Here is a 12,160-nt window from a genome sequence, read left to right as displayed (position 1 = left end):
AATAGAAAACTAGCACATTTCATTTTGCTAGTTTTCTATTTATTTCAGGGCTACAATTCATCAGAGTCATCACCAAACATTACATTATCAATTTTTCTCCTGTCTTTTGCAATCCCTTCTATTGCTTCAATTAAATTCTTTACCATTTCAAGTGTAACCACTCCTTCATCTTTATGTGAACGTAATACCATTCTCCCTCGTACTGAACCCAGCCTTCATTCGTATACATTGCACCGGATGCTCCTAATAAGTAAAGTCCATTCCCATCATCGTCGCGCTTATACAAAAATTTTTGAATATGTAAGACAAAAAAAGATGTAGATTATTCTACATCTTTTCTTATCATTGGAAAGAACAGCATATTTGTTTAGTCCTACATCTATACCAATTGCGTGCTCCATAACAAAAGTTATCCATAAGTCTACCCCCTAAATACTTTTAATAAGTTTTATTTCCTCAATAAAGAATAATACTAAGTGCATAGCGTTTATTACAAACCATAACATGAAATTTGAGTTCTTTACAGTCTTCAACTGATTTGACTTTGTATCAGACAATTCTATCTTTAAAGACGTTAATATAATAGTGTTAGACATAAAACCTAACAATATAAATCCGAATAAAGGTAAGTTTGTTATAGTACCTATTACCATAATTCCTATATATACTATAGTTAACTTCTTAATATACTGTTTATCTTCTTTTAACTTCTCTATATCTTTACTTTTAAACCAGTCTCTTGCTATTCTTACAAAGACAATACTTTGAAATACCAGTACAATTATATTTACAAAGATAAGAAACAAAGTTTCGACATGATTTTCAATTAAGTTCCCTATACCGTTCATTTCGTCTGTACCCCTTTTATTTATGTAATATTGACTTTAGTACTTGAAAGTACAATATAGTCTTGAATATAAGTTTCCCATTCTTTCTTTAATAGGTGTCTTTTCATAAAAAAACTTCCACATGTAGTATGTAAGGAGATTATCTCATGAGTTATTTACAACTAGTAGGTGGGGAATATTTGACCCTTACTTTGAATCTAAAGATTTAAAGGTATCTAACATTGTATGCCTCCGAATATTCAATTCTTCCCACTTTTCAAAGATTATAGAAAAACAGTAGTTTCATTATTTAATCTACTATCAAAAACATTAAGATAAAATTACATTCACAATCAATAAAGTTTTTTAATTTTTGATGTAAGATACTTCACTACACTAAAAAATATAACAATAAAGTCGTTTAAAAATCTAAATTTCATTCAACAATAGTGCCCTTTTCTGGAATAAAGGAATAGATGTATTTATACAAAGATTGAATATTTTACAGGATTTCCGAATCCTAATTTTTCAGCTAATTTCTCTCGAAATCATAACAGCTGAAGTGAACTCCAAGTCAATGGTATTTATAAAGTTATGGTCTAAATTCTCTTTCACCCTTCTGCCCGTTAGTTCAGTAGCTTCAACAAAAAGAGTATCAATCCTTCTTAGATCAACCCCCAAATACTAAGCTAATTTTTAACATCTTACATATTTACGTTTGAAACCAAGCCTCCCTCTATCAATTTCTTTATGAATACTTTCGTAAGCATTTAGGAAACTGCTTTTTTTCTTGTCCCGTTTTACTTCTACTGTACCTATTTCCTTTGCGGTCTCGACTGCCTTTTCATGTAGCGGCAAATATGAAACCCCCACAGTGTATAGAAAATTATTCATAGCAGATTTCGTTCGTTCTGGCGAATCATGAATCGTATTTTTCACAATTTCAAGCATATTGGAAATCTTACTTTCGGAAAATTCATTGTCTAGGCGATTACCTAAAAGCCAGCAGTAGCAACTCCAGCCCGCTGACATTCTCAGCTCGTCACCGCTTGCAATCCATTTATCAGCAACGTCTTGTGCAAAATCTGACTCTGATAAAGTTACTGCCACCACAAAATCAGACAGCATATAAAAATACGCCCCATCCATCCAACGATCAAAATCCGACTCACTCATAGCTTTTGGGTTTGCAATAATGCCTGCAAAGTACATTGCATCGTAGTTACCTGTAGAATAAAGCTCTTCAGCTAAACGTTGATTTATTTTTATTTTCTTTGCGATTGGTTTCATAACACCTGTAGCTACGCCAAAAAGCGGCTCGTGCGCACCATTGGATATGTACATTTTTTTAGTTCGTTCCTTACTGAGGGCTTCAAGCTCCTGCATAACTGTTTCGAAATCCATAGTTTTGCACTTCCTTCCTTAATATTAAGACCCTTTTAATTATAACCAACTAGTTTATGCTCTTTATCAAGTCTTCCATACTTCTCAATTTTATCATTAATCTTATTCAAGTAGGATGTCTACTGTCTATAATTCCTCAACAATTCGGTCCGATTGTTGAATAGAATGACTCGCATTTTTTCAAACAATTTTCCAATTATCTCTGCACTTTCTGAGGATTTAATATCACCCCAAATAACTTAACAACTAACTTCCTTAAGTATAAAATTAACTTTGTCGGAGTATTGTTTTGGATGTTTATCACTTATTTCTTTCAAAATCGTAACTACTTCTGCTTTCTTGGAAGGTGTAACATTTCTTAAGACGTTTATATATGGAACAAATAAATCGTCTGTATCTAAAACGCTTTTATACAACCTTTTAGCACAATATCTAGCCTGTGGTAAAACGCGGCTTATTCCTTCAATTAATTCACTTAACCCCTCTTCAATTCTATTTTGTTCCATAATATAAAAAATGGTTTCAATCAAATCACCAATTATTGAAGGTTCATCTATTTCATCATGAAATACACTACACAGATCAATAATGACTTTATTGTCAGCAGTTTGTGCTATTTCATTTAAAGTTTCCTCAAATACTTCTACACTATCATCTTCATGCTCCAAAAAACGTATCTTTTTTAAAGTTACTATCATATTCTCTAAAGACATTCTTTCCCCTCCACCCTATTTTCTTACTAGATAAAACCATTATACAAAGTATTTCATACTCTCTATTTATTTGTTACACTATATAAATTTTTCTATATTTTATTTAACTTTAATTCGAATACTTTTACATCAAACCCTAGTTTTATGAATCAAATACTTTTTTAGTTCACATTCTCTCCATTCATAAATTGGTGTTTTTAGTAATCCTTCCGTCCTTTACTCCATTTTGAAAAAAGATTGATTAAAATGAAGTCTTTTCTTGCTAATTGGTATAAAAATTTTATAAAAAAGTTTGATTGGTTTGTTATCCGTTATTTCACTAACGTCCCCGTTACGTTAAGTACGTTTCTTCACACTCTTAATAGTCGTAATAATTCTAATCATATATTCCCCATTCAAACAAAAAGTAATGGCTATCAGATTGTCCGAATATGTAATCATAGATATACCCTTTTTGTACTTGTACTGTTTCAATATGATTTAGTCTAATTAAAAGTTCTTTAACAACTGATTTTGGTGCATTGACATCAGCTAAATCCCTTTTAAATCTACTTATAAAACCATCTTTGTTTACTAACTCTATGCAAGCACATACTCTTGCATAATATGCATTAATCCAGATATCTTTTAGTGCTGTTATCCATTGTTCATCTGAAGGGTCTGGCTCATCACTAATATCCCATTCCTCTCCATCGAACAATTCCTTTTTAAATAGTGCAGAAAATGCCTCTTGAATGTTATTAAATTGACCTTTTCTAGCGAATATTAAGTCTACTTGTATTGCATATTCATCTTTAAATTCATACACATCAAATAATAAATTTGACAATCTTACGTTTGCAATTTGTCTGGCAAATAAATTGAGATCGTCAAACAACTCTTGAATTTCTTTATTCAGCATAATACCCCCTCTTCTTCCTAAAGTTCCCATATTTTAATTATTGATGTTTAACTAAGCTTACGTCGTTGGTTCAATAAGAAAAACGAAATATAAGTAATTCCGGGTAAACTTTTTCAATACGGTACGACTTTCTTATAAACGGTGTATATTTGTTTTAAACTGACACAAAATCAAAATTTCGGTTGTGTCAGACCTATTATATCTCTTGTTAGGGTACCGCCACACATATCCATCAACTTAAAAATGGAGATGTGACTGAACCCTTATTATTATTTTTTCCTGGTTCAACTTAAAAATTTAGAAAATGACCACTAAGCCGCACTAAAGAATCAGTTGCTACTCGTTGACTGATCCAGACACAAATAGTAGTCAAATCATGACCTGAAAACTTACGCTTCCGTTGTACAAAACCTAGTTCTCTCGCAAGATTTTCTAAAAATGCAGGAGTAAGGTGTTGATGTAATTCTTCCACAAATGGTTGTAGTTCATTTTGAATCGAAAGATTCGTAAAAAACGTCACCCTTTCTAATCTAGCTTGTTTAGAAAGGATAACGTTTTGAGGGTATTAAAATCTCTTAAGTTGAGGGGTGTGGCATGGACCCCTCTATTTAAATAATTTCTTATAAATCTCATTAATGATTTGGATACGTCTCTTTTAAAAAACTTACAGATTGTTTGATTAGCGATTTTAGAACATTAATATCAATGTCTGCTACTTTATTAATATATATACACGATTTTCCAGATGTATATTTTCCGAAGTTTTCCAATAGTTCTTCTCGCCTAGGATCACCAGCTGCAAAATACAAACTAATTTTGGCTTTTCTGGGAGAAAAGCCTACTAATGGGGCATCTCCTTCATGACCAGATTCATATTTATAATGGTATGTACCAAATCCGATAATGCTCGATCCCCACATCTTTGCTGCATAGCCTGTTGTTTCAGTAAATATATCTAATAATTGATATGCATTTTCTCGTTTTTTAAGACTTTCAACACTTTCAATGAACTCAATTACACTATTATTGGTTTCTGTTGTTTTGAGTTTGTACATATTAGAGGCACTCCTTTTTAGATATCGGTTTTATCACATAGATAATTATAATATAGGGATCACCATACATCTTCATCAAGTTAAGATAAATATATATCCATATTACTATAACGAAAAAACGCTATTCTTTTTGTAGAAATATACAGAAAGGATGGCGTTTTTTACACTTGGGGGTCATGGGTATTCTTAAGTTGATGGGCATGCATGTATGGTGACCCCTTTAAAATCTCTTTCATGGACTCAGCGATCTTAATTAACTCTTCTTTAGATATTCGGGAACTAAACAGTGTAATTAAAGTACCACCCATTAACATCTTTTATTCTTTTAGTAGATGTTAATGGGTGGAACACAGCTATCTTATCTTTTATTTTTACATTTATTCTATAATCCTCTAATTCAGCGAAATCTTCTTTTGCTTTTTTCCATTATTGCAAGTTTCAATTATGTTCTTGTTTCGTCAAAATAATGTATCTGTATTGTGTCCATATGTTGATGAAAACTCCCGGCACGGTTCTCCTTCTATCCCTAATAAGAATCACCAACTTCTGGTGATTTTTATTTAAATGGTACCTTACCATACAATTTTCTTGTTCTGTTCGTATCAAGACTATATTTTTAATTATTCTACTGTTTGAAATGGCTTTGTTTGAGTTACTTTCATTATTTTCATACGAGCAATTTGATTTTTCACATGATTATCAGTCTTAAGATCGGTTACCAATCGTACCACCAATTGGCGTAATTGTATTTAAATATGCTAGTTCTTCTTCTGTTAAAGTGATTTCAAGAGCTGCTACATTTTGTTCCAAATATTTCACTCGCTTTGTACCCGGAATTGGTACGATTCCTTCACCTTGCACAACACCCCAAACAAGTGCTAATTGTGCAGGCGCGCATTCTTTCTTTAGCGTAAGCTGCTTAATGCCTTCAACAATTTTCATATTAGAAGCAAATGCTTCTTCTGAAAAACGCGGATTATAGTATCTCCAATCATCAGGTGTTAATTGATCACGACTTGTTAAATTCCCCGTTAAAAAGCCACGACCAAGTGGACTATACGTAACAAATCCAACGCCTAATTCACGATAAGCCTGTAAAATATCTTTCTCTGGATCGCAAGACCAAAGGGAATATTCTGTTTGAACAGCTGAAATTGGATGAATTGCATGAGCTGTTTTTAATTGTTTACCCGTTATGAACAGATGATATTGCTCGTTATATGGATATTAGCAAAGCAACTATGTACAAATATTTCTCATCAAAAGATGAGATTATCCCATACATCGTCAAGATTTATGCCGAATATATTACTAGTATTGACCAAACCATTTTCGAAGAAACAGTCCCGTTCGGGGAGCAATTTCAAAAAACATTTGAGCAGTCATTACTCATTGCCTTTTATATATCTGATACCTTTATATTAGATTTAAAACATAATGCTCCTGTGCTATATGAGCAAACCATACAAGCTCAAAACGAACGAAATAATAAATTAAAAAAATTCTATGAAGAACATATAAAAAAAGAAGTGTTCAACGCTATAAACCCTGCACTCATCCTTATCCAAGATAATGTACTACTGCGGAAGCTCTTTGAACCTACAATTTTAATTCAAAACAATATGATTTTATATCAAGCACTTTTTGATTATTATATTCTTAAAAGCAACAAGTCATTCATCATAAATATAAGGACGAGACAGATGATTCGAAAATGGAATCCACAATACAGTATATTGTTCAAAAAGTATCGAATTATATATAAACAGGATACCAACTAACACTTTTTTCACATCCATTTCTTTCAACATTTAAAGACCTTATAGGAGTACTATCAAGCTAATACAACAAAATATCCCCTAAAATGAAAAATGAGCTATTCTTTCTATAGAATCATAAGAAAGGATAGCGTTTTTGTATGTCAGTTTCTATATCTGATGAATTACAATTATTTATAACAATTCAGCTCATTTTTTAGTTTTGGGTAACAATAAATTTCTATAAAAGATTATTTCAATATACCATAAAATGATCTTTTATTTACCTTAACTATTTGCTAAATATTTCTCTAAATTTTAGTTTGCGAGGATCTACATTATTTTCTATCTGTAATCTTGAGTCGAATCCTTTTGCAATCCTTTTCCAATCTACCATTTTAAAATTCTGATTTACTATTTTCCTGTGATCTATATTCTCTCCATCCTGTGCTAGAAAAATGCCGTTTGAATATTTTTCTCCTAATCCAAAACCCATTACATCAATACCGTCTGTATCACTCGTTCCATCAGTATTTTTACCATCAACAATAGCAAAATTACCAATATACTCATTGTTGCCTTTACGGTCATACACTACATAAGTATTATTCCCCTGACTAGAAGCAATTAAATATCCTGTCCCATTTTTCCCATAATATATCGTCAAACCCTCAATATCTGCTGTTAAATGGTTTCCATCAGCACTATCTACTTTTGCAATCGGTTGGTTTCCTCCGTCTGGTTCCGCATTGAATTTCCAAATTGCCACATCTTCTTCACCGATATATATTGTTCCATACTCATCATCTACTACAATTCCTTCTGATTGAGAACTTAGCTTTAATTCACGTACTTTCTTTCCTTCTATTTTTCCTTTTCCATTGTCAAATAACTCATATTGTTCAAAAGTTCCATCCTTCCCTACAACTAATGCATAAAAAATACCCGTTTTTTGACTATGATAGAGACTAAACCCATATACTTCTTTCATGCTAGATTGAATGGGCGATCCCGTAATATTTTCTAATTCTCCTGTTTTAGGGTTTATCGCAAAAATATCGATTGTATTTGTAGAACGATTTGAAGCTGCCGCAATATCAATTTTTTTACCTCCAATGGGAAATCCATATCGTACATCAACATTATTTAGTTTCCCAAAGTTATATGAATATAGTTGTTTTCCTTTTAAATTGTAGACAGATATCCCCTCCTCCTTATTCGTTCCAATAATTTTACTTTTTTCAGAATCATGAGGATGAACCCAAATTGCTGGATCATCAGCTGCATCACCCGCACTAGCAACTGCATCTGTTTCCTCTTTTGCTTCCACTTTTACAAGTTTTGAATGTTTTTGTTTCTCTTGTACACTTGGATTTAGAAATTTTCCCACCAAATCTGGTGTAGAATTTACTGTTGAAAATAATACACTCGTCATTAAAGCAACTGTTGATATTTCCTTTAACATTTGTAGTTCCCCCTTGAAAAAAATAATTTTCTTCATCCTGTTAACTAGAACAGATACACTTTTCTTGTATTATCTTATCTACTAATCTTTAATTATTTATGTATTTATTGTAAATTTTTGGAGAAAAATTACAGGTTCTATCGTAAGCAGAATGTTACGTGTATTGTTAAAATTATCTATCAGAAATAAAGTTGCACTATCCATAAAAAGTCTAACTGTTTTTGAAAATGATAAAGTGAAGTGCCTCAATCTACAAAGAATTTTCAACTTAGCTTGATGGTGATGTGGGGTCATCTTATCAAAAAAGAAGATTGTACGTTTAGACAAAATTTGAACACATTCTAACCGGTTATTATTTTATTACTTTTTTATGGACTTTTCCTTATAAAAGACTCGAAATATTCAGTTTTTTTGATTTAAGTTCCAAACATCATTAAAAATCTATACATATTAATTATCTTTGTTGAGAAATAAATTCATCACTTACTAATAAAAGGAAATTAATTGTACAATGGACTTGTACGTATTCTATTATAGGAGTGATGAAATAGGACATAGTATTTTGAAAGGTGAGTGCAAACAAGGAGGAAATCTGTATGCCCAAAACCATTGGCCTTATTTGTGGAAGTTTACGAGAAAATTCTTATAATCGAATCATTGCCCAATCATTGACAGATATGAGTAATGCCGCTCAATTTCGCTGGATCGAAATAAACGATCTTCCCTTGTTTAACGAAGATTTAGAAATTGGCGGTGCTCTAGAAACAATAACATCTTTTAAATCCGCTATTCAGGGCGTTGACGGTATCATTATCGTAAGTCCAGAGTACAATTCTGGAATTCCAGGCGCACTAAAAAATGCACTGGACTGGGCATCAAGACCTCGGGAGTCCTCCGTTCTTAGTGGAAAACCGGTTGGCTTAATCGGATCAACTCCTGGGGGATTAGGGACTGTCTTTGCTCAGATGCAAATCAGACAAATACTAGAAGCCATGCAAGCTCATGTTCTTCCATTTCAAAAAGTACTGATTTCGCAAGTACATGAAAAGATTGACTCCGATCAAAAAGTGCTTACTGACGAAAAAACAAAACAATATCTTCAGCGTTATTTACAACAATTTATTCATTGGATCGATCATACTCCTGTTCTAGATTAACTAAAGAATACCGCATTAAGTACTTTTTTATGATGATTTTTTATTGTTAAAAATACTATTGACACTTTATAGATAAACCAATGTCAACAATCCATTTAATCATAAACGAATTGTAACGAATAAAGGAGTTTAACGTAAATCTCCCGCTATATGAACTTTCTTCTATTACATGAATTAAAGGAGGATTATAAAATGTCTGATCTCTATTCTCGTCTTTCCAAAAATGATGCCGCCGTTCTTCTAGTGGATCATCAAACTGGTCTTATTTCCGGCCTAGTGCGTGACTATGGTGTTGATGAATTCAAGAACAATGTTTTGGCTCTTGCTAATACCGCTAAGTTTTTTGACTTACCAGTTATTTTAACAACAAGCTTTGAAGACGGACCTAACGGACCACTAATGCAAGAATTGCTTGAGCTCTTTCCTGGTGCACCAAAAATAGCTCGGTCTGGACAAATTAACGCATGGGACAATGAAGAATTTGTTAAAGCCATTGAAGCAACAGGTAAAAAACAACTAATTATCGCAGGAGTTGTTACTGATGTTTGTGTTGCATTCCCAGCACTATCTGCTGTAAACGCGGGGTATGAGGTGTTCGTTGTAACCGATGCATCAGGAACTTTTAGTAAACAAGTTGCAGATGCTGCCCTTATGCGTATGGCTCATGGAGGGGTCCAATTAATGAACTGGTTTAGCGTTGCAGCAGAATTACAGCGTGACTGGCGAAATGACGTTGAAGGCTTTGGAGCCTTACTTGCTAAATATCTTCCTAGTTATCAAAATATCATCGGAAGCTATAGGGGAGCTCAAAGAGAGCTTAGCAAGTAAAATAACTTAATATAAATTTATCAGACCCGATTTCTGGAAAACACTTTAAAATCAAATCTCCACCATACTTATATATATAGTATGGTGGAGATTTCCTCATTATATAAATTTGTTCTGTTTCAAAAAAATAGGGGTCCTGCCGTATACCCATCAAGCTAATATTTTGATACATCCCCCATAATGAAATTTTACCTTTTTACAGCTATTCATGAGAATTCTGCTCATTTTTTCGTTTTAAGAAACAATTAATTTCTTAAGTTGATAGATGTGTGGCGAGACCTCTTAATTGTCTTTTCCACTACTAAGATATTCATATTGTCTGGAAAATGATTAGACTATTTACTGATTACCAATAACAATTATATAAACAACAAAACTACCTTTCAGGGGAACGGGTCATCCATTGACTCATTCTCTTAATGCTTACTTCATTCCGCTTACCGTTGATAGCTATTTAGCTTTAAAATTTAAAAAGGAATTTGCTTATACATTAGAAGATTAATTATAACAAGTTAGTACCGTCTATTGTATAAGGAACAGCGGTCCATAAAGTTCCACCATTTGTTGTTTTAAAAATTCCTGTATGATTACATGCCCAACCATTTTGTGGATCAAAAAAATGTAGACAAAATATGTCTTTTAAAATAGGGCTATTAGATAGGCCTGTCCAATCTAACCCTTTATTTTTTATTCCATATGTTGTTCCTGTTTGACTATCAATAACCCAACCAAACTCTGAATTAAAAAATGAAACAGCTGTTTTTCCTGTATCTAATATTTTATTTGAAATTGTCCAAGTTTTTCCTTGATCGTATGAGATATTCAAATAGAATATGCTTGTATTATTAAAAATTTTAGTAGGGATAATTAATATATCGCCTTTATAAATCGGTTTATAAGAAATAACAAACCCTTGGTTGGTATTTGGAGGATATAGAATGTTGTCTATGGGAATCCAAGTTTTTCCTCCATCTTGAGTCTTATATACAGTTGGATTTTTATAAGATTTTTGAATAGATATAAAACCATTTAAAGAATCAATAAATGTTAGACCTGTAATAAAATCAACAATGGTTAAATCTTTCTTTATCATCCAACCTTGACCTCTATTTTTAGTGTAGTAGAGATTATTCTCAAACGTATTGATGCCAGATTGTCTAGATAGAATAATCCATATGTTATTTGCATCTACAGCATGTAAGGTAACTTTAACGTTCGCAGTTTTTTCCCAATCATTAATAACTGGCACTTTAATTTCATACCATGTATTCCCTTTATCAGTTGTATAAAACACAGTTGGAATTAGTTGATCATTTGTGTTTGTTAATCCGTAAACCCAAGAACTGTTGCTATCTACTACGCATATAGATAAAACAATTGTGTTAAGAGGATTCACAACAGTCCAATTCGCTCCTGAGTTTTTGGTATATAAAATAGCTTGTCTATTATTAGAAGAATATTGAACACCAGCCCATCCAAATTGATTCGTTTTCATTTGAATAGAATTAAAATTAATATTATTCACTATATCACCTCATGTTAATATTATGCAAAAACAAATAATATGTGAGGATTGGTGACATGCCATCGCACCTATTTTACTTTGGTGCTCTCTTTTTTTCAGCTAGTGGGATAGATAGCGCATGTGTCAACAGTACCAGGCCCGATACTAGCGTAACTGCACTTAGGAGCAAAGCGATTTGTTTTGTAACAAAAACGAACGTTTAAGCTAGTCTTTTATGATCAAAGAGGCTGTGGGAAATCGGACCTATCAGAAAATAATCAATACTCCATGAAAAATGAAGTAGAAAACCTAGAAGCACTACGAATACAATTAGGGTTTGAGAAAATGAACTTATTTGGTGAATCATGGCGTTCGATGCTTGCTTTACTTTATACAACTACATATCCAGAAAGAGTCAATAAAATACTTTTAACAGCTGCGATAGGAGTCACAAATAACTTTTGGAAAACAAGCAATACCTAAGATAAAAAGAACGAATTACCCCAAGCAAAATGCACAAAATTTTCGCTCTGGGGTATTAAAATCTTA

12 protein-coding genes and 2 pseudogenes are annotated in these 12,160 nt (G+C 32.5%); 4 read left to right on the top strand and 10 right to left on the bottom strand.

Annotated elements, in window-relative coordinates; all coding sequences use genetic code 11:
• Positions 1 to 50: 50 nt before the first annotated feature.
• The 8 genes and pseudogenes from BM350_RS26985 to BM350_RS14935 form a co-directional block, all read right to left on the bottom strand.
• Positions 51 to 191, bottom strand: coding sequence for a hypothetical protein (locus BM350_RS26985; RefSeq protein ID WP_170857717.1), 141 nt, complete (start codon positions 189 to 191; stop codon positions 51 to 53).
• A 237-nt stretch (positions 192 to 428) separates the two neighbouring features.
• Positions 429 to 848 carry a hypothetical protein gene (locus BM350_RS14965; RefSeq protein WP_090911342.1) on the bottom strand — a complete coding sequence of 140 codons (420 nt, stop codon included), beginning with the start codon at positions 846 to 848 and terminating at the stop codon, positions 429 to 431.
• A 675-nt stretch (positions 849 to 1,523) separates the two neighbouring features.
• Positions 1,524 to 2,231, bottom strand: coding sequence for a DNA alkylation repair protein (locus tag BM350_RS14960; RefSeq protein WP_090911344.1), 708 nt, complete (start codon positions 2,229 to 2,231; stop codon positions 1,524 to 1,526).
• A gap of 239 nt (positions 2,232 to 2,470) precedes the next feature.
• Positions 2,471 to 2,944, bottom strand: coding sequence for an Imm30 family immunity protein (locus BM350_RS14955; protein ID WP_090911346.1), 474 nt, complete (start codon positions 2,942 to 2,944; stop codon positions 2,471 to 2,473).
• A 376-nt stretch (positions 2,945 to 3,320) separates the two neighbouring features.
• Complete coding sequence (locus tag BM350_RS14950; RefSeq protein ID WP_090911348.1) at positions 3,321 to 3,845, bottom strand: hypothetical protein; 525 nt, start codon at positions 3,843 to 3,845, stop codon at positions 3,321 to 3,323.
• 313 nt (positions 3,846 to 4,158) lie between these two features.
• Positions 4,159 to 4,365 (bottom strand): annotated as a pseudogene (locus tag BM350_RS14945) (IS4 family transposase); the annotation flags it as partial.
• Between the two features lie 112 nt (positions 4,366 to 4,477).
• Positions 4,478 to 4,900, bottom strand: coding sequence for a DUF1801 domain-containing protein (locus BM350_RS14940; protein ID WP_090911350.1), 423 nt, complete (start codon positions 4,898 to 4,900; stop codon positions 4,478 to 4,480).
• A 705-nt stretch (positions 4,901 to 5,605) separates the two neighbouring features.
• On the bottom strand, positions 5,606 to 6,097 hold the full coding sequence (locus tag BM350_RS14935; protein ID WP_280141388.1) for an aldo/keto reductase: 492 nt from the start codon (positions 6,095 to 6,097) through the stop codon (positions 5,606 to 5,608).
• A gap of 11 nt (positions 6,098 to 6,108) precedes the next feature.
• Here BM350_RS14935 and BM350_RS14930 point away from each other — a divergent pair, with 11 nt between their 5' ends.
• Complete coding sequence (locus BM350_RS14930; protein WP_302847789.1) at positions 6,109 to 6,681, top strand: TetR/AcrR family transcriptional regulator; 573 nt, start codon at positions 6,109 to 6,111, stop codon at positions 6,679 to 6,681.
• Positions 6,682 to 6,949: 268 nt separating this feature from the next.
• On the opposite strand, the gene BM350_RS14925 is transcribed toward BM350_RS14930, so the two are convergent.
• The gene (locus BM350_RS14925; protein WP_090911355.1) at positions 6,950 to 8,122 is read right to left on the bottom strand and encodes a phytase; all 1,173 of its coding nucleotides are present in this window, start codon (positions 8,120 to 8,122) and stop codon (positions 6,950 to 6,952) included.
• Between the two features lie 596 nt (positions 8,123 to 8,718).
• Here BM350_RS14925 and BM350_RS14920 point away from each other — a divergent pair.
• Together BM350_RS14920 and ycaC are read left to right on the top strand one after the other, a co-directional pair.
• On the top strand, positions 8,719 to 9,279 hold the full coding sequence (locus BM350_RS14920) for an NADPH-dependent FMN reductase (protein WP_090911357.1): 561 nt from the start codon (positions 8,719 to 8,721) through the stop codon (positions 9,277 to 9,279).
• Positions 9,280 to 9,471: 192 nt separating this feature from the next.
• The gene (gene ycaC / locus BM350_RS14915) at positions 9,472 to 10,107 is read left to right on the top strand and encodes an isochorismate family cysteine hydrolase YcaC (RefSeq protein ID WP_090911358.1); all 636 of its coding nucleotides are present in this window, start codon (positions 9,472 to 9,474) and stop codon (positions 10,105 to 10,107) included.
• Positions 10,108 to 10,609: 502 nt separating this feature from the next.
• Here the strand turns inward: ycaC and BM350_RS14910 are convergent.
• A complete protein-coding gene (locus BM350_RS14910; RefSeq protein WP_348272204.1) occupies positions 10,610 to 11,632 on the bottom strand; it encodes a VPS10 domain-containing protein in 1,023 nt (340 codons plus the stop codon).
• Positions 11,633 to 11,836: 204 nt separating this feature from the next.
• On the opposite strand from BM350_RS14910, the pseudogene BM350_RS14905 reads away from it, so the two are divergent.
• Positions 11,837 to 12,094, top strand: a pseudogene (locus BM350_RS14905) (alpha/beta fold hydrolase); the annotation flags it as partial.
• Between the last annotated feature and the right edge of the window lie 66 nt (positions 12,095 to 12,160).

Origin of the sequence: Bacillus sp. 103mf, from assembly GCF_900116295.1 — a bacterium.
In the GTDB taxonomy this organism is placed as follows: domain Bacteria; phylum Bacillota; class Bacilli; order Bacillales; family Bacillaceae_G; genus Bacillus_A; species Bacillus_A bruguierae.
Note: the sequence above shows the minus strand (reverse complement) of the source record. Positions and strands in the feature narration are given on the sequence as shown.

Coding starts and splice junctions, on each gene's coding strand:
- BM350_RS26985 (WP_170857717.1), bottom strand. CDS start 191: ATGGTATTACGTTCACATAAAGATGAAGGAGTGGTTACACTTGAAATG.
- BM350_RS14965 (WP_090911342.1), bottom strand. CDS start 848: ATGAACGGTATAGGGAACTTAATTGAAAATCATGTCGAAACTTTGTTT.
- BM350_RS14960 (WP_090911344.1), bottom strand. CDS start 2,231: ATGGATTTCGAAACAGTTATGCAGGAGCTTGAAGCCCTCAGTAAGGAA.
- BM350_RS14955 (WP_090911346.1), bottom strand. CDS start 2,944: ATGTCTTTAGAGAATATGATAGTAACTTTAAAAAAGATACGTTTTTTG.
- BM350_RS14950 (WP_090911348.1), bottom strand. CDS start 3,845: ATGCTGAATAAAGAAATTCAAGAGTTGTTTGACGATCTCAATTTATTT.
- BM350_RS14940 (WP_090911350.1), bottom strand. CDS start 4,900: ATGTACAAACTCAAAACAACAGAAACCAATAATAGTGTAATTGAGTTC.
- BM350_RS14925 (WP_090911355.1), bottom strand. CDS start 8,122: ATGTTAAAGGAAATATCAACAGTTGCTTTAATGACGAGTGTATTATTT.
- BM350_RS14920 (WP_090911357.1), top strand. CDS start 8,719: ATGCCCAAAACCATTGGCCTTATTTGTGGAAGTTTACGAGAAAATTCT.
- ycaC (WP_090911358.1), top strand. CDS start 9,472: ATGTCTGATCTCTATTCTCGTCTTTCCAAAAATGATGCCGCCGTTCTT.